Source organism: Sphingopyxis sp. 22461 (genome assembly GCF_052044915.1).
Classification (GTDB): domain Bacteria; phylum Pseudomonadota; class Alphaproteobacteria; order Sphingomonadales; family Sphingomonadaceae; genus Sphingopyxis.
This window is the reverse complement of the sequence record NZ_JBQENY010000004.1, coordinates 190,894-211,943: the sequence shown is the minus strand read 5'-3', so window position 1 is coordinate 211,943 and position 21,050 is coordinate 190,894. Positions and strand designations below refer to the sequence as shown.

Genomic DNA, 21,050 nt, shown 5'->3' with positions numbered 1-21,050 from the left:
TATCCCCTATGCCGTCAGCTGAGCGCGGCCCGAATATCGGGCTGTTCGAGGAGTTGGTCGAGCGATTTTTCGACCCGATCGAATATAAGGTCCATTTCGTCGTCCGAACAGCATAATGCGGGGGCGAAGCCGATTACCGCATTGGCGAAGCAGCGGACAATCACGCCATTGTCCCACGTCAGTTGCGACAGCCTGCCACCCACGTCGAGTTCGGCGGCAAATTCGGCCTTTGTCTGCTTGTTCGTCACCAGTTCGACTGCGCCGAGCAACCCGCGTCCGCGCGCATCGCCGACGAGCGGATGCGCCCTCAGTGCTTCGAGCCGCGCCGTAAAGCGCTCGCCGACCGCTACCCCGTTTTCGAGCAGGCCGCCTTGCCGATAGAGGCGCAGCACTTCCAGCGCCACGGCCGCGCTCACCGGATGACCCGAATAGGTAAAGCCATGACCGACCGGAAGCGCTTCTGGCGCACTGTCGGCGATCGTCTGGTAGATATGATCGGCCATCAGCACCGCGCCCATCGGCGCGTAGCCGCTGGTCAGCCCCTTCGCGAGCGTCAGGAAATCGGGGGAAACCCCCTCGTCGTTGCAGGCGAACATCGGGCCGGTGCGGCCGAAGCCGGTGATAACCTCGTCGACCAGCATCAATATGCCGAGCCGGGTGCAGGCGTCGCGCATCGCTTTCAGCCAGCCTTTCGGCGGGACGATCACGCCGCCCGAACCCTGGATCGGTTCGCAGCAGAAGGCTGCGACGCTATCGGCGCCGAGTTCGGCGACCTTCGCCTCCAGCGCCGCGACCGATGAGGCGATCACCGCTGCATCGTCATCGCCCTGCGGATGACGATAAGGATAGGGCGATGCGATATGATGCTGCCAGGAGCGCGGCAGGTCGAAGCCGCGGTGAAAATTCGCCAGCGCCGTCAGGCCCGCGCCATTCGAGCTCGATCCGTGATAGCCCCATTCGAGCGCGATAAAATGCTTCTTCTGCGGCTGCCCTATAGCGTTGAAATAATGGACGATATAGCGGATCGCGCTATCGACCGCGTCTGATCCGCCGAGCGTGAAATAGATATGGTCGAGCCCCGCAGGTGCCAGCGTGGTGAGCTCGTCGGCGAGCCGGATCGCGGGTTCGCTCGAGAAATGGAAATAACCGGTCGCATAGGGAAGGCGGCGCATCTGTTCGGCGGCCGCTTCGACGATGCTGTCCTGCCCATAGCCCACGTTGACACACCACAGCCCGGCGAACGCATCGAGGATGCGCCGGCCGTCGCTGTCGGTCAGCCACATGCCGTCACCGGCGGTTAGGATCCGCGCGCCGTGGCGTTCGTGCCCGCGGAACGAGCTGACGGGGTGGATCAGATGGTCGCGGTCGATCTCGAGAAGCGAGCGATTGGACCGGACGGGCTCGGACTTCAGGGCGTTTTGCATGCTGTCAGGCTAGCGCGGGCGGATAGGCGGTTGCGCCGAAATTGCCCGATCCGGCGCGCGTGAACGGCTTTTGCAAAGCGGGCGCGGCATATTATGCCGACGCCCATCTTCAGCCGATCGTCGCGGCGATCGCCTTGCCGCAGCCAACCGTGTCGGCGCTGCCCTTCAGGTCGCCCGTGCGGCCCGCGGGGGTCGACAGTATATCCTCGATCGCGTGCATGATCGCGGCCGCGGCTTCGGTTTCGCCCAGATGTTCGAGCATCATCGCCGCCGACCAGATCTGGCCCACCGGATTGGCGATTCCCTTGCCCGAGATGTCAGGGGCGGAGCCATGGACGGGTTCGAATAGCGAGGGATGCATGCCGTCGGGATTGATATTCCCCGACGGCGCAACGCCGATCGTCCCGGTGCAGGCGGGACCAAGGTCGGACAATATGTCGCCGAAGAGGTTCGACGCGACGACGACGTCGAAGCGGTCGGGGTTCATCACGAACTGCGCGGTCAAGATGTCGATATGATATTTGTCGTGACTGACATCGGGATATTCTTCGGCGATGGCTTCGACGCGCGAGTCCCAGAAGGGCATGGTGATCGCGATGCCGTTCGACTTGGTCGCCGATGTGACATGACGCCGCTCGCGCTGGCTTGCGAGGTCGAAGGCGAAGCGCAATACACGATCGACCCCGAAGCGCGTCATCACCGTTTCCTGGATCACCACCTCGCGATCGGTGCCGGCGAACATGTGCCCGCCGACCGGGCTATATTCGCCTTCGGTGTTTTCGCGCACGACCCAGAAATCGATGTCACCGGGTTCGCGTCCGGCGAGCGGACAAGGAACGCCGGGCATCAGCCGCACGGGACGCAAATTGACATATTGGTCATATTCGCGGCGGAATTGCAGCAACGACTGGCCCAGCGAAATATGATCGGGCACCGTCGCAGGCCAGCCGACCGCGCCAAAGAAGATTGCATCGGGGCGTCCGATCCGTGCCTTCCAGTCGTCGGGCATCATCTGGCCGTGCTGCGCATAATGGTCGCAGCTTGCGAAATCATGCCATTGCTGGTCGATCTCGAAGCCAAAGCGGCTTGCCGCCGCCTCGAGCGCGCGGATACCCTCAGGCATGACTTCCTTGCCGATGCCATCGCCGGGAAGAACGGCGATCGTGTAGCGACGCTTGCCGGTCACGGCTTGCTCCCTCAAAATTCGAGCCCGCCGATATGGAAGGCCTTGGTTTCCAGATATTCCGCGATGCCGGCTTCGCCGCCTTCGCGGCCGATGCCCGACTGTTTGACGCCGCCGAATGGTGCCATCTCCATCGCGATCGATCCCGTGTTGAGTGCGACCATCCCGGCTTCGAGCCGTTCGGCAACGCGAAAGGAGCGGGCGAGGTCGCGCGTATAGAAATAGCTTGCGAGGCCATAGGGCGTCGCATTCGCCATCGCGATCGCTTCGGCCTCGTCGCCGAAACGGAACAGCGGCGCGACCGGGCCGAACGTCTCTTCTTCGGCAAGGCGCATGTCGGGCGTCGCGTCGCCGAGCAGCAGCGGGCGGACGAAATTGCCGTCGCGGCGCCCCGACCCGGCGGCGAGCGCCTTCGCGCCCTTCGCCAGGGCATCGTCGACATGCGCCGCGACCTTGTCGACCGCCGCGGCGTTGATCAGCGGGCCGATCGTTGCGCCGTCTTCGGTCCCGGGCGCGCTATGGAGGGCCGCAACCGCCTGTCCCAGCCGCGCTGCGAATTCGTCATAGACCGAGGACTGGACGAGGATGCGGTTGGCGCAGACGCAGGTCTGGCCCGCGTTGCGGAATTTGCTGGCCATCGTAGCGCGCACCGCAAGGTCGAGGTCGGCATCGTCGAACACGATCAGCGGCGCGTTGCCGCCGAGCTCGAGGCTGAGGCGCTTGATCGTGTCGGCGCTCTGCCGGAACAGCAGGGCGCCGATCCGGGTCGATCCGGTGAAAGATAATTTTCGCACGACGGGGCTGGCGGTGATCGCCGCGCCGATCGCCTGCGGCCTGCCGGTCAAGAGGTTGATCGTCCCCTTCGGGAAGCCGGCCCGCACCGCCAGTTCGACGAGCGCGATGGCGGTGAAGGGCGTGAGTTCGGACGGCTTGATGATGACCGGACAGCCCGCCGCGAGGGCGGGGGCGCATTTGCGCGTAATCATCGCCGCCGGGAAGTTCCACGGCGTGATTGCGGCGCTGACGCCGACGGGTTCCTGCAGTATGATGATGCGCCGGTCGCGTTCGGGCGAGGCGATATTGCGCGCGCCGACGCGGCGGCCTTCCTCGGCGAACCATTTGATGAAGGTCGCGGCATAGCGGATTTCGCCCTGCGCCTCCGCCAACGGTTTGCCCTGTTCGGCGGTCATGATCCGCGCGAGGTCGTCCAGATTCTCGAGCACCAGCGCGTGCCAGCGCTCGAGCAGTGCGCCGCGCTCGTTCGCGGTGCGCGCGCGCCATTCGGGCCATGCGGCTTCGGCCGCGGCGATCGCGGCTTCAGTTTCGGCGGCCGAGCAGTCGGGAATATCGCCGACCGCGGCGCCCGTGGCCGGATCGGTGACGGTCACGCTCGCGCGGCCGGTGGCCGGTATCCATGCGCCGTCGATCAGCGCGGCTTGCCGCAGCAAGCCCGGGTCGTCGAGGAGGAGGGTCATCCGAGCGCCTGTGCCGCGAGGCCAAAGACGGCGGGGAAGGGGGCCGGTACGGGGGCCGGGCCGCGTGCCATCGTGCGCACCGAGCCGACGCGCGGCAGGCCCAGTTCTTCGAGCCAGTCGCCGAGGCCGCTTTCGGCCGTGATGTCGATGCGGCAGAAACGGCCCTGTTTGACGGCAAGCCAGTGAAGGATCAGAGCCTTCGCTCCTGCCGCGTCAGGCGCCACAACCGGCGCGATCGACCAGCCGCGACCAAAGCGGCGCAGCATCGCAAAGCCGACGGGGTGCTGGTCGCGCGAGAGAACGACGGTGCGGCTGTCGCCGGCCAGCGCGTCGAACAATGCCTGCCGTTCCATCCCGCTGGCCTTGCCATAAAGTTCGCCAAGTTCGCCGTCAGCCTTGCCCTTCGGCCGCACCCGTTCGCCCGGCTGCAATTCGGTGAGCGGAACATCGGGCGCGGGGCCTTGATGCTGGTAGATTTGACCGGTTTCGACGAAGCCGAGCTTGAGGTAGAGCGGCAATCCTTCTTCGGTGGCGTTGAGCACGATGGTGCGCTCGCCCAGTTGGTCGATCATCGCCTCCATCAGCTTGCGGCCGATGCCCTGGCCTTGGGCGGCCGAGCCCACGATCACCATCCCGATCGTCGCCATTGTTTCACCGAAACGCCACGCCATGATGGTTCCGACCAGCTTGCCGCCGGCTTCGGCGACGAGTCCTTCGCCAAGGCTGAGGAACAATTCCCAATCCTCGTCGCGGTGCGGCCATTGCTGCTCGCGCGAAAGTTCGGTCGCCGCTTCAAGGTCAGCGGCCGTCATCGGCCGAAGGGCCAGGGGAGCGGCCAATATTGTCGCCATCGGGAATACTCCTGCTCGAAAGAAATGCGCGTCAAGGCTTGTTGCAGCACCGGACTCGCCTGCCTCCCATTTCCATCTAACCACCCGCTGCTGGCATGGGCTGCCGGTTTTTCGCCGATTATAGAAGAATATCGCGTTGGACTGCCCGGGCGCGGGGCGCGAATTCCGGGCATGCCGGATAAGATGTCATCACCCGCATCAAAGGAATCCGCGCCATGCCCGAATTCGACGCCAACCGGTTCCGTCCCGATTCCGCTGCCAATTTCATCGGCGGCCGCAAGATCGAGGGACGCGGGCGCATGTTCGAGGTTCTGCGCCCTTCGGATGGCGTGCTCCTTGCCCCGCTTCTTGCCGCGGACGCGGCGCAGCTGGACGAAGCGGTCGCCGATGCCGCCGCGGCGCAAAAGCGCAGCGGCTGGGGGACAATGGAACCGCGCGGCCGCATGCGGTTGCTGCGCCGCTGGGCGGAACTGATCGAAGGCGACACTGATTGGCTGGCCCCGCTGGAGGCGGTGGGTTCGACGCGCACGCTCGCTGAAATCCGCGCATGGGACATTCCCTATACTGCGGAGTGTATCCGCTTCTTTGCCGAGTTTGCCGACAAGCATGGCGGCGAGGTCGGGGCAACGACACCTGACAAGCTCGGCTTCACCCTGACCGAACCCTTTGGTGTCGTCGCCGCCATCGCACCGTGGAACCTGCCGCTGGTGATGGCCGCATGGAAGATCGCACCGGCGCTGGCGGCCGGAAATGCCGTCGTACTCAAGCCGTCCGAACTGACACCCTTCAGCGTCGTTCGCCTTGCCGAACTGGCGATCGAGGCCGGGATGCCCGCGGGCATCTTCAATATCGTGCAGGGCGGCGGCGCCGATATTGGCGATGCGCTGGTGCGCGCCGATGCGATCGGCAAGGTCAGCTTCACCGGATCGACGCGCACCGGGCGCGCGATCATGGCCGCCTGCGCCGAAACCGGACCCAAGCCGGTGACGCTCGAACTCGGCGGCAAGAGTCCCCAGATCGTCTTCGGCGATGCCGATCTCGACAAGGCGGGCGCCATCGTCGCCAAGGCGATCACGCTCAACGCCGGGCAGGTCTGCGTCGCGGGCTCGCGCCTGCTGGTGCACGAAAGCGTCGCCGAGCCCGTCATCGACCGCATCGTCCGCGCCTTTGCCGCGCATCGCATCGGCGAAACCTGGAACAGCGACACGACGATGGGGCCGATCGTGTCCGAACGGCAGCTTGAAACGATCGACGGCATGGTATCGCGCGCGCTGGCGGGCGGGGCCGAGGCGCTGGCCGGCGGAGGCCGTGCCGCATCGCCGCAGCGGGGAAGCTATTATGCGCCGACGTTGCTCGCTGGCGTCGCGCAGAATGACGAGGCCGTGCAGGGGGAGATTTTCGGGCCGGTGCTGACCGTCCAGACCTTCGCCGACGAGAAAGAGGCGTTCGCGCTCGCCAACGGCACGCGCTATGGCCTTGCGGCGGGCGTGCATACAAGCGACGTCGCGCGCGCGTTGCGCGCGACCCGCGAATTGCAGGCCGGGACAATCTGGGTCAATCGCTATGGCCGCAGCGACGATTTCATCCTGCCCACCGGCGGCTACAAGGAATCGGGTATCGGCAAGGATCTGGGCCGCGAAGCCTATCTGGCCAATTGCAAGGGCAAGACCGCGCTCATTCAGTTCTAGGCGGCGGGTCTTATTCGGCGAAACGCGCGATCGAATAGGGCGCGATCGGAATATCGGTCGCGCCGTCCGCGATCAGTTCGGTCATGGTTTCGCCGACCCCGGGGCCGATCTGGAAGCCCGCACCCGAGAAGCCGAAGGCATGGAACAGCCCGGGGATTGTTGCGCTGGGCCCCATGACCGGCAGGCTGTCGTCGGTATAACCCTCGATCCCTGACCAGACGCGAATGATCTGCAGCGGCGCGAGTCCGGGCGCGAGGCGGCGGATATGTTCGAGCTGAGTCAAAGTGTTCTCGGGCATCACATAGGCGCGATATTCGTCGGGATAGGAGGGGGCGCGCGTGCTGCCGCCGAGGACGATATTGCCGCGCGCAACTTGCCGGAAATAAACGGTCTCGATTTCCTCGGGCGTCATCACGCCAACCGAAGGGGCGATGGCATAGGGCACTGGCTCGGTCACCGTCATCGTCGGCGCGCGGGGGGTCAGTGGGACGGGTTCGCCAAACCAGCCGGCGATCGGGCCCGCCCACGCGCCGGCCGTGACGAGCAGGATCGGCGCGCGAAAGAAGCTGCCGTCCTCCGCCACCAGTTCGAAATCCTCGCCCTGCTTGCTCGCTGCGACGATCTTCCTGTCCTCGACGATACGCGCGCCCAGCCTGGCTGCGGCGCGGGCGAAGGCGGGGGCGGCGAGGCGCGGATTGGCATGGCCGTCGAGCGCCGAATAGGAACCGGCGAGGACATCGGGACCGAGCCAGGGGAAGCGGTCGCGCAGGACATTGCCGCTCAACAGTTCGAGGTCGAGACCTTCCTCACGCGCCTTCGCCGCATAATCCTCCATCGCGCCGACATTTTCGGGCCGCTCGCGAAAGCAGACACGGATATGGCCACCTTGCAGATATTCGATGTCGGCGCCGAGCAGTTCGTTCGCGCTGCGCCAGATGCGGCTCGCACGATTGGCCAGCGGCAGCTGGAAGATTGGCCGCCCCTGACGGCGGACATTGCCGAAATTGGTGCCGCTTGCCTGCCGCCCGACCTTGTCGGTTTCGATGAGGGTCACAGACAGCCCGCGCTGGCGCAGGAAGAAGGCGGCCGAACAGCCCATGATGCCGCCGCCGATGATCGCAACATCGCTGTGGATCGGCGCGATCGTCATTTGTCGTTCCTTGCCGTGCCGATGCCGATGGGCTTGACGGGCGCCTGACCGCGTAGGCGCCCGGCTTCGATCAGTGTTTCGCCGCGCGCCGCCGCAATGATTTCGGCGGCGGCATTGCCGCAATAGCGGCCCTGGCAGCGCCCCATGCCGGCGCGGCTGAATGCCTTGGCGCGGTTTGTCTCGGTCGCGCCGGCATCGACGATGCTGGCGCGCAGCGCAGCCGCGGTGACGCTTTCGCAGCGGCAAACGATCGTCTCGTCGAGGGCGCGCGCCGCCAGTTCGTGCGGCCAGGGAAAGGCCTGCGCCAGCCCGTCGGCGAAGCGGCGATAGCGTGACTTTTGGGCGTGGAGCTCGCGGCGCCGGTCCGCCTTGTCGGATATGCCCAAGTCGGCGAGCGCGGCGAGCGCGGCGAGCTCGCCCGTCACTTCGGCGCATCGCGCCCCGAGGATACGGGCGCCGTCGCCGGCCAGATAGATATGTTCGGCACTCGCGCGGCCGTCGTCGTCGGTTTCGGGAAGCCATTGGCGCGTCGGCGCGTCGAAGGCGAAACGGCAGCGCGCCAGATCGGCAATCTGTGTTTCGGGACGGAGGTGCCAGCCCATGCCGACTGCATCGCAGTCGAACTGGCGGATGGTTCCGCCCTGGGTTGCGACGCTGATGCCGCTTACGCCGCCGTCTTCGTCGCCGTGGATTTCGGTCGGGGTGACGCCGGTCAGGACGGGGATGCGGCGGCGCCAGAGATCAAAGGTCAGCTTTGCGCCCGTCCAGAGCAGGTCGGGTTGCGCTGCGAGCTTGGCGGCAGCGGCCAGGCGGCCCCCGAGCGGCGAGGTGTCGAGGACTGCGGCGACGTCGGCCCCGGCCTTCGCATATTGATGCGCGACCAGATAGAGGAGGGGGCCGGTGCCGAGGAATGTGACCCTGTGCCCGATCGCGCAGGCTTGCGCCTTAAGCGCGATCTGCGCGCCGCCAAGGCTGTAGCAGCCCGCCCGGTTCCACCCTTTGATTGGGACCAGCCGATCGGCCGCACCCGAACACACGATCAGTGCGTCATAGGGCACGGCCCGGGCTTCTCCGGCGCAGCTCGTCCACACCGCGCCTTCCGAGATATTCCACACTAGCGTTTCGGGCTCATAGTCGATCGCCGGGCGCAACCGGTCGAAGGCCTGATGCACGGCCTCGGCGCGCGCCGCCTCGGTGCCATAGAGCGCAGCATAGCCGCGCTTGAAGCCGTCCGGCTGGCGCCGATAGATCTGGCCGCCGTCGCGGCGCCCTTCGTCGATGACGAGCGGACGGACACCGCCAGCGACAAGCGCTTCCGCGGCGCGCACCCCGGCCGGTCCGGCACCGATGACGATTATCCGACGTTCGGCCATGACGCCTCCGGCTGGGTGGTGAGGACTGACAATCCTTCGCTTACTTCGGTCGAGCAGGCGCGCAGCCTCTCGCCTGCGGCAGTCCAGACCCAGCAATCCTGGCAGGCCGCCATCAGGCAAAAGCCCGCGCGCCGCCCGTCGCCGAATTCGCTGTCGCGAAGCGCCGATCCGGTGGTCAGCATCGCCACCATCAGCGTGTCGCCCGCCAGCGCGCCGACCGACCGGCCGTCGACAGTGAACCGCACTTCGGGCCGGCCGGTTTCGGCGAGGCGGCGAAAGCGGCCGCTCATAGGGTGATCTTTTCGCGCTGCGCGGCCAGCGCCGCTGGCTCGTGATGACATAGCCACTGGTGATCTTCGCGCGTCCGCAGCGGCGGCACTGCGCCGTCGCACGGACCCGCGATAGCGACGGGGCAGCGCGGCAGGAAGCGGCAGAGCCCGGCCGCCTCCGCGTTCGGGAGCGCGGCGCTCGCTTGCCCGGGAATCCGTTCCAGCCAGCCGGCCTGCATTTCGGGAACCGAGTCCATGAGCAGGCGGGTGTAGGGATGATGCGGCCCCGCCGCGAATTCGGCGCGATCGGCCTGTTCGACGGCGGTGCCGCCGTAGAGGACAAGTATCTGGTCGCAAAAGGCGCGAACCGTCGAGATGTCGTGGCTGATGAAGATGGTCGCGATCCCGAGTTCGCGGCGCAAATCGTCGATGAGCTCGAGAATCGCCGCGCCGACGACAGTGTCGAGCGCCGAGGTCACTTCGTCGCAGAGCAGCAATTCGGGTTCGGCAGCAAGCGCGCGCGCGAGGTTGATGCGCTGCTTTTGCCCGCCCGACAGCTCCGAACTCTTGCGCCGCACGATGTCGCGCGGCAGGCGGATCAGTTCGAGCAGTTCGCCCACGCGTGCATCGGCCGCCGCCCCCTTCAGCCCCTTGAACAGCGCCAGGGGCCGGGCGAGGATGTCGCCGACGCTGTGCGCCGGATTGAGTGCGGTGTCGGCGTTCTGGAACACGAGCTGGACGCGGCGGAACTGGTCGCGGCTGCGCCCGTCGAGCCCGCGCGGCAGTTCCTCGCCATGGAGCGCGACCGAACCCGATGCCCGCGGCAACAGGCCCGCGATGACCCGCGCGAGCGTCGATTTTCCAGACCCCGATTCGCCGATGACGCCCAGCGTCGCGCCGCGGGTGAGGGTGAAGCCGATGTCGTGCAGCACCGGGATGGCCGGAACACCGCCGCGCACGCGGCCATAGCCCGCGGTGACATGTGAAACCGACAGGATCGGTGCGTCGTCGAGGATCGCGGCCGGTCGCGCCGCGGGCCGCGCCGCGGCCAGCAGCGTGCGCGTATAATCGTCGGCCGGCGCGGCCAGTATCTGCGCCGCGGCGCCTTCTTCGCAGAGCTTGCCGTGCTGGAGGACCGCGATGCGGTCGGCCATCTGGGCGACGACGGCAAGGTCGTGGCTGACATAGACGGCGGTCGCCTTGCAGTGCGCGAGTGCGGTTTTGAACGCTTTCAGCACCTCGACTTGGGTCGTCACGTCGAGTGCGGTCGTGGGCTCGTCGAGGATCACCAGTTCGGGCCCGGTAATTAACGCCATCGCGGCCATCAGCCGCTGCAGCTGGCCGCCCGACACCTGGTGCGGATAGCGCGCGCCGATGGTTTCGGGGTCGGGCAGCGACAGCGCCCTGAACAGGGCGAGCGCCTTGGCCTCGGCCTCGGCGCGGGTGCCGAGGCGGTGGATCAGGACCGGTTCGACGACCTGCGACATGATGGTGCGCGACGGGTTGAAGGCAGCGGCGGCGCTTTGCGCGATATAGGAAATGCTGCGTCCGCGCAGGGCGTTGAGCTCGGCGGGACCAAGCTCGGCGATCGTCCGATCGCCGACGCGGATGCTGCCGCCCGATATGCGCGCGCCGCTGCGTGAATAGCCCATCAGCGACAGCGCGATGGTCGTCTTGCCTGATCCGGATTCGCCGATCAACGCGAGCACTTCGCCGCGCGGGATCGAAAAGGATACATCATCGACGATCGCGCGTTCGCCGCCATCCGGCCCGCGCACCGTGATGCGCAGGCCCTGGATCTCGACATGGGGCGAGGCGGCCGCGGTACTCACTTGCGGTCCTCCACCGGTTTCAGCGCATCGATGACGAGGTTCGCACCCACGGTCAGGGTCGCGATGGCGATCGCGGGCAGGACGATGGCCAGCGCTCCTTCGGTGAGGCCCGAGATATTCTCGCGCACCAGTGAACCGAGGTCGGCATAGGGCGGCTGGACTCCGAGGCCAAGGAAGCTGAGCCCCGACAAAAGCAGGACGATGAACACGAAGCGGAGGCCGAGGTCGGCGAGCCAGGGGTGGATCATGTTGGGCAGCACCTCGCGCAACGCGATATGAAAGACGCCCTCGCCGCGGGTGCGTGCGACCTGCACGAAATCGAGCGAGACGAGGTTCATCGCAAGGGCGCGGGCGATGCGGAAATTGCCGGGGACATAGGTGATCGCGCAAATAAGCAGCAACAGGCTGAGCGAGGAACCGAAAGCGGCGACGAGCACCAGCGCGAAAATCTTCGACGGAATGGAGATCAGCGTATCCATCGCGCGCGCAAGCATTTCATCGACCCATCCGCCCTTGATCGCGGCGAATAGCGCGAGCGCTGTGCCGGTCATGCTGGCGGCGAGCGCCGCGCCTAAAGCGAGAAAGACGGTATAGCGCGCGCCCCACAGCAGGCGGCTCAGCACATCGCGGCCCAGATAGTCGCTGCCGAGCCAGAAACGCCGCGACGCTCCGCTGAAAACCTCATAATCAACAAAGGCGCCGACCGAATAGGGCGCGAGCCATGGCCCCGCGACGGCGGCAAACAGCCAGAAGAGGACGAGCCCGAGACCGATGCGGCCCGAGAGCGACAGCGACTTGGCGAAGGCGGTGAAGCGTCTCATTGCGCACGAAGCCTTGGGTTGGCGAGGATCGCGACGACGTCGGCAAAAAGCATCAGCGCCAGATAGGCGGTGCAGAAGATCATCGCGCAGGCCTGCAGCAGCGGCATGTCGCGGCTCGTCACCGCGTTGACCATCAAACTGGCGAGGCCGGGGAAGTTGAAGATCGTCTCGACAATGATAGCGCCGCCCATCAGATAGGACAGCGACAGCGCCATCGCGTTGACGATCGGGCCGATCGCGTTCGGCAGGACGTGCGACAGGACGATGCGGCGAAAGGGCAGGCCTTTCAGGCGCGCCATCTCGACATAGGGGCGGTCCAACTGATCGGCGACCGCCGCGCGCGTCATGCGCGCCATCTGTGCCACCACGACGACGGTCAGCGTCAGCACGGGCAGCGCGATCGAGCGCAGCAATTCGCCCCACGTTGCTTCATCGGAGACGAGCGCGATCGACGGCAGCCAGAGTAACTTTACCGAAAAGATGAGGACGCCGATCGTCGCAACGAGAAATTCGGGCACCGCGACCATCGACAGCGTCGCGATGTTGAGCGCGCGGTCGATGGTGCCGCCGCGGTTCACCGCAGATACGATGCCGATCAGCAGCGCAAGCGGCACCGCGAGCAGCGCGGTGATACCCGCAAGCATCAGCGAATTGGGCAGGCGCTCGGCGATGATGTCGCGCACCGGCATGTTGGCGACCAGCGACTGGCCCGGATCGCCCTGGACGATCGCGCCGAGCCATTCGGCGTAGCGGGTAAGCGCCGGGCGATCGAGACCCATTTCGTGGCGCAGCGCAGCGACCTGTTCGGGCGTCGCGCTTTGGCCGAGCGTTTCCTGCGCGGCGTCACCTGGGAGCAGGCCGCTGATCGTGAAGATCACGGCCGATACGAGGAACAGCGTCAGCAGCGCCGATCCAGTGCGGCGCAGCACCAGCTGCAGGATGCCGGCAAAGGCGGAACGGGAGGCGGTGGTCGCGGCCATTAGTCGTCCCACCAGGCATATTCGGCGAACTGATACGCCATGAAACCGCCGAGCGCGACCGGCTGCAGCCCCTTGAGCCGGCGGTCGAAGCCGTCGATCAGCGTGATGAAAACGGGAATGGCGACGCCGCACTGACCGTGGACCAGTGCCTGCATCTCGCCATAGAGCTGCTTGCGCCGGGCCTGATCGGCCTCGCCGCGTGCTTCGACCAGCAAACGGTCGAAACGCGGATTATTCCATCCGCTTTCGTTCCAGTCGGCATCGGATTTGAAGAACAGGCTGAAGATCAGGTCGGCGGTCGGGCGCGGGTTGGTGTTGCCGAAGCCCATCGGGTGCTTCATCCAGTGCGTCGACCAGTAACCGTCGGCGGGAACACGGTTGACCGCGAGCTCGAGACCGACGCGAGCGCCATATTCCTGCAGGATCGACGCCATGTCGACCGATCCTTCGGCCGCAGGGGTCGCATAGACGGGAATGCGCACCCCGGTCAGCCCGCTGCGCTTCAGATGCCAGCGCGCGCGGTCGAGGTCGAGCGTCGTCTGCGGCACCTCGGGGTTATAATAAGGGTGAAAGGGCGGGATCGGCTGATCATTGCCGATCGTCGCATAGTTTCGGAACAGCGCGCGTTTGACGAGCGGCCGGTCGATCAGATGCTTGATCGCCTCGACGAAGTCGGGATTGCCGGTCGGCAGCCGGTCCTGTCGCATGATAAGGTCGGTGTAGAGCGACGACGGCGTCGCGAGCAGGCCATGCCCGGCGGAGGCATCGATGCGCTTCGTCGACCGCGGGTTTACCGCGTTGATCAACTGGACATCGCCTGCGAGCAGCGCATTGACGCGGCTGACCTCGTCGGGGATGGAAATCAGCTCGATACGGTCGAGATAGGGACGCCCCGCCACCCAATAATCGGGATTGCGCGTGACGACTGTGCGCACCCCCGGTTTGAACTGGGTGAGCCGATAGGGTCCGGTGCCGTTGCCGTCGGGTTTCGTTTCGCCGTTGCGGACGATCAGGAAATGCGACTGGGCGAGGATCGCAGGCAGGTCGGCATTGGCGCCGGTCAGCCGGATCAGCACGCCATGGCGGCCGTCGGCCCGGATCTCTGCGAATTGCTCGGCGATCGTCGCCATCTTCGACCCTAGCTTGGCATCCGAATGCCGGCGCAGCGACCAGATGACGTCCGCGCTCGTCAGTTCGGCGCCGTCATGGAAGCGCACGCCCCTGCGCAGCCGGAGATGCCAGTTGATGCGGTCGGACGTCTCGATGCTTTCGGCGAGCGACGGGCGCGGTATCAGATCGGGACCGGTCTTGGTCAGTCCGCCATAGAGCATGAAATGGCGGACATAGTCGGTCGACAGCGCGCCCTTCGCGGGGTCGAGCGTGTCGGCGGTCGAACTCGACTGCGTGGCGATGCGGATGCTGCCGCCGCGGCGCGGGACCGCGAAGGCCGAATGCTGACCGGGCAGCGCGAGCATCCCGGCGCCCGCGATGCCGGCAGCGATCAGGCCGCGGCGGGTGAGGTCGCTATTCAATGGAGCCAGTCCTGCAGCTTGTACCACGCACCAACCATCGGCAGGAACCATGGCTTGCCCAGGTGGCCGGGAATGGCGGGCCAGGAGAGGTCGGCGAAGGGGTTCGCCGCCGCGTCGCCGCCCATCACGCGCGCCATGCGTTCGCCCAGATGCGTGGCCATCTGGACGCCATGGCCGCTGTACCCCATTGCATAATAGAGCCCGTCATGTTCGCCGGCACGGGGAAGGCGATCGGCGGTCAGGTCGACCGTCCCACCCCAGATATGGTCGACCCGCGCATCGGACAGCGCCGGAAACATGCGATGCATCGTGCTCTCGAGCACGCGCGCACCCTTCAGGTCCGAGCCTGGGTTCGACAACGCGAAACGCGCGCGACCGCCGAAGATCAAGCGGTTGTCGGGGGTCAGGCGGAAGTAATTGCCGATGATCCGGCTCGTCACATAATTGCGGCGGGTCGGGAACAATTGCGCGACCAGCTCCGCATCGAGCGGTTCGGTGGCGATAGCAAAGCTGCCCACCGACACGATGCGGCGGCGGAACCAGCCAAAGGGAGCGTAGGGGCTCGCACCGCCCGTGGCGACGAGTATCTGCTTCGCTGCCGCCGTTCCCCGCGGCGTATCGACCGCCCAACCCTTGTCCACGTCCAGTAGCCGTGTCACGGGCGCATTTTCCCAGATCGCCGCGCCCGCGCGTGCGGCGGCGTCGGCGAGGCCGATGCCGAACCGGCCGGGGTGAAGCTGCGCGCTCGTCGTCTGGATCAGCGCGCCGTGAAATTCGCGGGCACCGATTTCGTCGCCGATCCGGCCCGGCGGAACCAGTTCGACATGGGGATCGACCTCCTTGGTCAGCAGGGCGTAGGCGGCCTCGAGCTTCGGATAATGTTCAGGCTTCGCGGCCAGTTTCGCGCGCCCGCAGCGGATGAAGTCGCAGTCGATGTCTTCAGCGGCGGCGATGCGTTCGACCGTGTCGACGGCGTCACAATGCGCCAGATACCAGGCGCGCGCGCGATCGATGCCGAAGCTCGACGCGAGCGCGCCAAAATCATGCGCTGTGCCGGCGTTGCACTGTCCGCCATTCCGGCCCGAGGCCGCGCCGATCACCCGTCCGGCTTCGAGCAATGCCACACTCGCGCCCGACCGGGCGAGCGCGAGCGCAGCCGACAAGCCGGTGAATCCTCCTCCGATCACGGCCACGTCGAACGCGCCGCCGACGGCATCGGTGCGGCCGCCATCGAAATCAGGGGCGCTCGCCTGCCAATAGGAGGGGGCGGGCACCGGCATGATGTCAGAGGCCAACGACGGCGGGCAGGCAGCCGATGTGCGGGATTTCGATGTCGCGATAATTGGCATTCGACGGCTCGTGTCCGCGGCCGACGAACACGCGGCAACCGAAGCCGAGGTCGGTCGCCGTATTCTGGTCGTATCGAAAGCTCGACGAGACGTGCATCATGTCCTCGGGGCCGCAGCCGAGCTGGTCGAACATATATTCGAACGCCTGCATGCGCGGCTTGTAAGCCTGTGCGCTTTCGGCGGTATAGACGCGGTGGAAGGTGGCGCCGAGCAACGCGACATTGTGATGGATCTGGTCGTTCATCGCGTTCGACAGGATGACGAGCGGGATCTTGTCGCAGATTTTCGACAGCCCGCCGGGCACATCGGGATGCGGCCCCCAGGTCGGCACCGTCGCATAGATGGAATCGGCGTCTTCCTCGCGATATTCGACGCCATATTTTTTCGCCGTGCGCCGCACCGCGCCCCGGATGACTTCGCGATAGGGTTTCCAGTCGCCCAGCACCTCGTCGAAGCGATAGGCCGAGAAATCCCGGCACATCGCATCCATCACTTTGGCGGGGATGCGATCGGCGAAAAAATCGCGGGCCATTTCGGACATGCGGAAACGGGTCAGCGTCCCATAACAGTCGAAACTGATATATTTGGGAGTGAAGGTGGGACCGGCATTGCTCATCGTCTGGATTTCCCTCCTGGCGCGGCTGTACTGTAGCCCCGCTGTTGCGCCGACCATATGGCCATCTGACCGTCGGAACTTGTCCCCGATTGGACCCGTCGGGCAAGCGTATCGCCACGTTTCGCTTGCCCGTTTCGGCATAGCATGCCGCGTTCCCGCTTGCGCCTTTGCGCTTGCTTAGATGGGTTTGCCGCCGCGCCATCACGGGCATTCGGGACGACGGCTTTCACAAACCGGCATAAAATGCCGTTCCGCGCCGCCTCGGACGATGCGATCATGCAAGCGGCCGAAAGATTGCATAGACCTTGGCGACATGCTCGAGGCTTTCCCAGCTGCAGCTTGCACCCTGTTCGACGAGGAAGATGTCGCCCTGCGCAAAGGTCCGCGACCGGCCGCTTTCGTCGACGAACGTCACCTCTCCCTGTAACAGATACATGAGCTCGAAATGGACATAGCGCATCGGTCGGCGGTGATAGCGAGTCGAATCCCAGATACCGCAGGTGAATTCGCCGTCTGCCGAACGGAAGGTGCTGAAATTGCGGCATGCGGGCGTCTCTCCGATCAGCAATTCGGCGAGCGGAGCGCCCGAGGGCGTGAGGTCGACGGCGATGTCGATCGGGATGATCCCGGCCGGGCTGTCCGCTCCGTTCGTGTAACGAAGGAAGATGATCGTCGCGGGGACTGGTGCCACCCAGTCGAAAGCGGTTTCGGCCGGGACGACCCAGCTGTCGCCCGCTGCATGCTCCCGCGTCGCGCCATCGGCGGAAATGGTCACCGCGCCGTCGGCAAGGATCATCCAGCAATCGCCCGTCGCTGCCGGGGCGGTGCCTTTGCCGGCGGGCAGATGGATCGAGCCGGCCTCGACCGGGCCGCCGCGCAGCGGCACGAGGCGACGCCCCTCGCCGAACGGGTCCGCTCCATCATTATGGTTGGGCCCGGCCGCGAAGGCGCGCAGGTCGATGAAGCTGGGGCAATCGATGGCAGTGGACATGGCTTACTCCGGAATCCTGAGGCGAATATAGTCGGTCTGTGCGGGTTCGAGTGCTTCGACGGCGGCGAGCAGACTGCCGCTTTCCTGCGCGAAGGCCGCGACCGCGGCGGCGCGGGCGTAGCCGATCCGCGGCACCAGTTCGGTGGCGAGCGCAGTGCTGTGAAGCAAATTGGCATGACAGCGCGCCTCGCATGCCTCGATCCCGGCAACGCAATGATCGGCGAGCATGTTCATCGCGTTCACAAGAAGCGTAACCGCTTCGTGGATCGACCAGTAGATGACGGGCTCGAAGGGATTGAGCTGTAACTGCCCGCCCTCGGCCGCAAAGGTCACGGTGAGGTCCAGACCAAAGACACGGAAGGCGGCGGCGTTCACGGCCTCGGGGATGACGGGATTAACCTTGCCCGGCATGATCGACGAACCCGGCTGGCGGCGAGGCAGCGCGATTTCGCCAATGCCGCCGGCGGGACCGCTCGACAGCAGGCGCAGATCGTTGGCGATTTTCGAAAGCTTGGCCGCGACCCGCTTCAGCATCCCGCTATAGAGCACGAAGGCGCCCATATCCCACGTCGCTTCGACCAGATTGGCGGCCTGTACGACCCGATAGCCGGTGACCAGTGCCAGTTCGGCGCAGACCTGTTCGCGATAGGCGGCGCTTGCGGCGATGCCCGTGCCGATCGCGGTTCCGCCCAGATTGACTTCCAGCAACAGCCGCGCGATTTCTCCCGCGCGCTGGACATCCTCGCGCAGCGTCGTTGCATAGGCGCCGAATTCTTCGCCCAGCGTCATCGGCACGGCATCCTGAAGCTGCGTCCGGCCGAGCTTTTGCACCGCCTCGAACCCCAGGCTCCGCTCGGCGAACGCCGCCGCCAGCCGCTCGCTTGCCGCCATCAACCGGCCGTTGAGCGCGAAGACGGCGAGGCGGACGGCGGTGGCATAGGCGTCGTTGGTCGACTGGTTGCGATTGACATGGTCGTTGGGATTGACCCGGGTGTAATCGCCCGCGTCGTGGGCAAGAAGCTGTAGGGCGCGGTTCGCGATGACCTCGTTGGCGTTCATGTTCGTCGATGTGCCGGCGCCGCCCTGACAGACGTCGACCGGAAAATGATCGTGGTGCCGGCCGGCAAGGATCTCGTCACACGCCCGGACGATCGCGTCGGCGATGTCGGCCGGCAGATCGCCGATCCGTCCGTTGACGCGTGCCGCCGCCTTCTTGACCTGTGCAAGTGCGATGAGGAGCTCCGGAAAATCGCCGATGACGGCGCCCGTCAGCGGGAAATTGGCGCGCGCGCGTTCGGTTTGCGGTCCGTATAGGCGGTCGGCGTCGACGGGCACGATGCCAAGCGGATCGCGCTCCAGCCGCACGGTGCGGATCGCGCCAGCGTCTTCCATTCCCGACCTCCCTCTATTCCTGCGGTGCTATCATGCCACGCCCGCGTCGGGGCGTGCTGTCATTCCGCAGCGGGACGGCGATGCTTGCTTCCGCCGATCGCCGCCAGCCCGGCATGCTGTGCCGTCGATCAATAACCACGGCGGCGATCGATTTCGCCGGCCAGCGGGAGGCCCGCGCTCATTCGCCGCAGATTGTCGATCAGCGCGTGGACGGCGCTGTCGGTGCGCGTGATGCCGGCGACATGCGGCGTCAGCAGGATCGCGGGATGCGTGAAAAAGGGATGGCCGGCAGGCAAGGGTTCGGGATCCGCGACGTCGAGAATCGCGGCCGACAGCTGACCATTGTCCAGCGCCTCGAGCAAGTCGTCCTGCACCAGATGTCCGCCGCGCGCGACATTCACCAGCCGCGCGCCCTGCGGCATCGCGGCGAAGGTCACGCGATTGAGGATATGGCGCGTGTCGTCGGTGAGCGGCAACAGGCAGACGAGGATTTCGCTGTGGGCGAGAAAGGGCGCGAGGCCCGTGTCGCCGGCGAAACAATCGACGCCGTCGATCGTCCGGGGCGACCGGCTCCATCCCGCCAGCTCGAACCCGTGCGGCGCGAGCGCCGCCAGCGCAGCGCGGCCGAGTGCGCCGAGGCCCATCACCCCGACGCGGCGCTCGCGTGCCGGCGGGACATCGCGCCAGCTCCAGCGCCCCGCGCGCTGCCCGGCGATGTGGAAGGGCAGGTCGCGGTGCAGCGCGAGCACCGCCATCGCGACATAGTCGGCCATCGTGTCGGTGATCCCCGGCTCGATCATCCGGACGATGCGAAGGTCCGGGGGCAACCGGTCGAGGTCGAGCTGATCGACGCCGGCGCCGACGCTGAACAGGGTCCGCAAATTGGGCAGGCTCGCGATTAGCTCGTCGGGCACGGTCCACGCCACCAGATGTTCGATCTCGGCCGGATTTCCGACGTCGGGCCAGCAGCGAAAATCGACTTGCGGCAGGGCTCGCGACACGACGTCGCGCCAGTGCTTTCCGCGCGCTTCGGGGCCATGGTGGAGAAGTTTCATCAGGACTTCCTTCGCTTGGGCCGCCGCGCGTGCCACCACATCAGCGGTCCCGAACAGGCAAGAAAAATCAAGGCGAGGGCTTCGATGAGGAGTAAGATCCGTCCTCCGATGCCAAAGCTGTCGCCCGCATGCAGGGGCAGGATCGTCATCCAGAGCGCGGGATTTGCGCCCGCCGGAATCCGCTTGAGCAACTGTCCGTCCGACAGCGACACGGATGCGACATCGACGGCGCGCGGACCCTGCTGCGGCGAAAAGAAATTGACGTCGATGCGGTCGGCCTGCGGGAAGCGAATGTCGCGCAGCCGTTCGCCCGGAAAGGCTGCGGAGGCGCGCGCAACGGCCCGGTCGATTGTGACCCTACCGGGCGCTGGGTTGTGGGCCGACGCCGCGACGGCCGGCTCAGCGAGGTCGGGAATGATCAGCAGCGCCCCGGTCGTCGCGCTGAACAGGATCGGCAGCGACAGCAGGACCCCGGTGCTGCGGTGCCATTGGCGGAGGCGCGCGCGCGGCGGCGCGCCGGCGCGGATGGCAAGCGATTTTGTCGCCCGCTTGCGGCCAGGCCACCAGAAAGCGGTTCCGGTCGCCGCCAGGAACATCAGCGCCAGCGCATTGACGAGGATCACCGCCATGCCCGCCCTGGCATCCATCAGCCGGTAATGAAGCTGCAATGCGGCTTCGAGCGGGAAGCGCCATATCGTTCCCGCGGCCAGCAGGCGGCCATTGCCCGGGTCGATCGCGGCGTAGCGGAGTGCCCCTTGCCGGTCGGTGAGCTGGGCAAAGGCGGTGTCGTGCGGCGCCGCCGGCAAATGGAGGCGTGTGACGCGAAAACCGGGAAGAGCGGCCTCCGCCCGGGCCGTCATCGTCGAGACTGCTACATCGCGGGCCGGGGCGGTCCGCGCCATCGCGCGCGGGTCGATCAGGCGGGCGATTTCGGCACGGAACAGCAGGACGGATCCCGTCATCGCCTGAAGCAGGAGGAGCGGAGCAACGACCAGCGCCAATCGGCGATGGAAGATCAGCAGGCTGGGCCGGGAGATCATCGGACGAAAAGTCGGCTTCGGATCGCGCG

The 21,050-nt window shown here is 66.3% G+C and carries 18 protein-coding genes; 1 reads left to right on the top strand and 17 read right to left on the bottom strand.

Features of this window, described 5'->3' with window-relative positions; translation table 11 throughout:
* Positions 1-14 precede the first annotated feature (14 nt).
* From ACTJI5_RS08395 to ACTJI5_RS08380, 4 genes are all read right to left on the bottom strand, one after another.
* Positions 15-1,424 (bottom strand): aspartate aminotransferase family protein, encoded by a 1,410-nt coding sequence (locus tag ACTJI5_RS08395; RefSeq protein WP_440859976.1) that lies wholly within the window; start codon positions 1,422-1,424, stop codon positions 15-17.
* Between the two features lie 109 nt (positions 1,425-1,533).
* A complete protein-coding gene (locus tag ACTJI5_RS08390; RefSeq protein WP_440859975.1) occupies positions 1,534-2,610 on the bottom strand; it encodes a tartrate dehydrogenase in 1,077 nt (358 codons plus the stop codon).
* 11 nt (positions 2,611-2,621) lie between these two features.
* Entirely contained in the window at positions 2,622-4,082 is a 1,461-nt protein-coding gene (locus tag ACTJI5_RS08385; protein ID WP_440859974.1) for an NAD-dependent succinate-semialdehyde dehydrogenase, read from the bottom strand.
* On the bottom strand, positions 4,079-4,894 hold the full coding sequence (locus ACTJI5_RS08380; protein WP_440859973.1) for a GNAT family N-acetyltransferase: 816 nt from the start codon (positions 4,892-4,894) through the stop codon (positions 4,079-4,081). Before ACTJI5_RS08380 ends, ACTJI5_RS08385 begins: the two co-directional genes overlap by 4 nt.
* Positions 4,895-5,148: 254 nt before the next feature.
* Between ACTJI5_RS08380 and ACTJI5_RS08375 the strand changes: the two genes are divergently transcribed.
* Positions 5,149-6,621: an aldehyde dehydrogenase family protein gene (locus ACTJI5_RS08375; protein ID WP_440859972.1), complete on the top strand. Its 1,473-nt coding sequence runs from the start codon at positions 5,149-5,151 to the stop codon at positions 6,619-6,621.
* Positions 6,622-6,631: 10 nt separating this feature from the next.
* On the opposite strand, the gene ACTJI5_RS08370 is transcribed toward ACTJI5_RS08375, so the two are convergent.
* From ACTJI5_RS08370 to ACTJI5_RS08310, 13 genes are all read right to left on the bottom strand, one after another.
* Entirely contained in the window at positions 6,632-7,771 is a 1,140-nt protein-coding gene (locus ACTJI5_RS08370; RefSeq protein WP_440859971.1) for an NAD(P)/FAD-dependent oxidoreductase, read from the bottom strand.
* Complete coding sequence (locus ACTJI5_RS08365) at positions 7,768-9,144, bottom strand: FAD-dependent oxidoreductase (RefSeq protein ID WP_440859970.1); 1,377 nt, start codon at positions 9,142-9,144, stop codon at positions 7,768-7,770. The genes ACTJI5_RS08370 and ACTJI5_RS08365 overlap by 4 nt, the downstream gene beginning before the upstream one ends.
* On the bottom strand, positions 9,126-9,434 hold the full coding sequence (locus ACTJI5_RS08360; protein WP_440859969.1) for a (2Fe-2S)-binding protein: 309 nt from the start codon (positions 9,432-9,434) through the stop codon (positions 9,126-9,128). Before ACTJI5_RS08360 ends, ACTJI5_RS08365 begins: the two co-directional genes overlap by 19 nt.
* The gene (locus ACTJI5_RS08355; protein ID WP_440859968.1) at positions 9,431-11,245 is read right to left on the bottom strand and encodes an ABC transporter ATP-binding protein; all 1,815 of its coding nucleotides are present in this window, start codon (positions 11,243-11,245) and stop codon (positions 9,431-9,433) included. Before ACTJI5_RS08355 ends, ACTJI5_RS08360 begins: the two co-directional genes overlap by 4 nt.
* Positions 11,242-12,066 (bottom strand): ABC transporter permease, encoded by an 825-nt coding sequence (locus tag ACTJI5_RS08350; protein ID WP_440859967.1) that lies wholly within the window; start codon positions 12,064-12,066, stop codon positions 11,242-11,244. The genes ACTJI5_RS08355 and ACTJI5_RS08350 overlap by 4 nt, the downstream gene beginning before the upstream one ends.
* The gene (locus tag ACTJI5_RS08345) at positions 12,063-13,046 is read right to left on the bottom strand and encodes an ABC transporter permease (RefSeq protein ID WP_440859966.1); all 984 of its coding nucleotides are present in this window, start codon (positions 13,044-13,046) and stop codon (positions 12,063-12,065) included. Before ACTJI5_RS08345 ends, ACTJI5_RS08350 begins: the two co-directional genes overlap by 4 nt.
* A complete protein-coding gene (locus tag ACTJI5_RS08340) occupies positions 13,046-14,521 on the bottom strand; it encodes an ABC transporter substrate-binding protein (RefSeq protein WP_440860093.1) in 1,476 nt (491 codons plus the stop codon). The genes ACTJI5_RS08345 and ACTJI5_RS08340 overlap by 1 nt, the downstream gene beginning before the upstream one ends.
* Before the next feature lie 53 nt (positions 14,522-14,574).
* Positions 14,575-15,858 (bottom strand): NAD(P)/FAD-dependent oxidoreductase, encoded by a 1,284-nt coding sequence (locus ACTJI5_RS08335; RefSeq protein WP_440859965.1) that lies wholly within the window; start codon positions 15,856-15,858, stop codon positions 14,575-14,577.
* 4 nt (positions 15,859-15,862) lie between these two features.
* Positions 15,863-16,543 (bottom strand): haloacid dehalogenase type II, encoded by a 681-nt coding sequence (locus ACTJI5_RS08330; RefSeq protein WP_440859964.1) that lies wholly within the window; start codon positions 16,541-16,543, stop codon positions 15,863-15,865.
* 274 nt (positions 16,544-16,817) lie between these two features.
* A complete protein-coding gene (locus ACTJI5_RS08325; protein ID WP_440859963.1) occupies positions 16,818-17,534 on the bottom strand; it encodes a cupin domain-containing protein in 717 nt (238 codons plus the stop codon).
* A 3-nt stretch (positions 17,535-17,537) separates the two neighbouring features.
* Complete coding sequence (locus tag ACTJI5_RS08320) at positions 17,538-18,926, bottom strand: aspartate ammonia-lyase (RefSeq protein WP_440859962.1); 1,389 nt, start codon at positions 18,924-18,926, stop codon at positions 17,538-17,540.
* A gap of 128 nt (positions 18,927-19,054) precedes the next feature.
* A complete protein-coding gene (locus ACTJI5_RS08315) occupies positions 19,055-19,981 on the bottom strand; it encodes a 2-hydroxyacid dehydrogenase (protein WP_440859961.1) in 927 nt (308 codons plus the stop codon).
* Entirely contained in the window at positions 19,981-21,021 is a 1,041-nt protein-coding gene (locus tag ACTJI5_RS08310) for a PepSY-associated TM helix domain-containing protein (protein WP_440859960.1), read from the bottom strand. Before ACTJI5_RS08310 ends, ACTJI5_RS08315 begins: the two co-directional genes overlap by 1 nt.
* Positions 21,022-21,050: the final 29 nt, after the last annotated feature.

Bases quoted from the DNA above. Each gene is read 5' to 3' on its own strand.
- ACTJI5_RS08350 (WP_440859967.1), bottom strand. From the start codon at position 12,066: ATGAGACGCTTCACCGCCTTCGCCAAGTCGCTGTCGCTCTCGGGCCGC.
- ACTJI5_RS08365 (WP_440859970.1), bottom strand. From the start codon at position 9,144: ATGGCCGAACGTCGGATAATCGTCATCGGTGCCGGACCGGCCGGGGTG.
- ACTJI5_RS08385 (WP_440859974.1), bottom strand. From the start codon at position 4,082: ATGACCCTCCTCCTCGACGACCCGGGCTTGCTGCGGCAAGCCGCGCTG.
- ACTJI5_RS08320 (WP_440859962.1), bottom strand. From the start codon at position 18,926: ATGGAAGACGCTGGCGCGATCCGCACCGTGCGGCTGGAGCGCGATCCG.
- ACTJI5_RS08395 (WP_440859976.1), bottom strand. From the start codon at position 1,424: ATGCAAAACGCCCTGAAGTCCGAGCCCGTCCGGTCCAATCGCTCGCTT.
- ACTJI5_RS08325 (WP_440859963.1), bottom strand. From the start codon at position 17,534: ATGTCCACTGCCATCGATTGCCCCAGCTTCATCGACCTGCGCGCCTTC.
- ACTJI5_RS08315 (WP_440859961.1), bottom strand. From the start codon at position 19,981: ATGAAACTTCTCCACCATGGCCCCGAAGCGCGCGGAAAGCACTGGCGC.
- ACTJI5_RS08375 (WP_440859972.1), top strand. From the start codon at position 5,149: ATGCCCGAATTCGACGCCAACCGGTTCCGTCCCGATTCCGCTGCCAAT.
- ACTJI5_RS08360 (WP_440859969.1), bottom strand. From the start codon at position 9,434: ATGAGCGGCCGCTTTCGCCGCCTCGCCGAAACCGGCCGGCCCGAAGTG.
- ACTJI5_RS08310 (WP_440859960.1), bottom strand. From the start codon at position 21,021: ATGATCTCCCGGCCCAGCCTGCTGATCTTCCATCGCCGATTGGCGCTG.
- ACTJI5_RS08370 (WP_440859971.1), bottom strand. From the start codon at position 7,771: ATGACGATCGCGCCGATCCACAGCGATGTTGCGATCATCGGCGGCGGC.
- ACTJI5_RS08345 (WP_440859966.1), bottom strand. From the start codon at position 13,046: ATGGCCGCGACCACCGCCTCCCGTTCCGCCTTTGCCGGCATCCTGCAG.
- ACTJI5_RS08340 (WP_440860093.1), bottom strand. From the start codon at position 14,521: ATGCTCGCGCTGCCCGGTCAGCATTCGGCCTTCGCGGTCCCGCGCCGC.
- ACTJI5_RS08335 (WP_440859965.1), bottom strand. From the start codon at position 15,858: ATGCCGGTGCCCGCCCCCTCCTATTGGCAGGCGAGCGCCCCTGATTTC.
- ACTJI5_RS08330 (WP_440859964.1), bottom strand. From the start codon at position 16,543: ATGAGCAATGCCGGTCCCACCTTCACTCCCAAATATATCAGTTTCGAC.
- ACTJI5_RS08380 (WP_440859973.1), bottom strand. From the start codon at position 4,894: ATGACGGCCGCTGACCTTGAAGCGGCGACCGAACTTTCGCGCGAGCAG.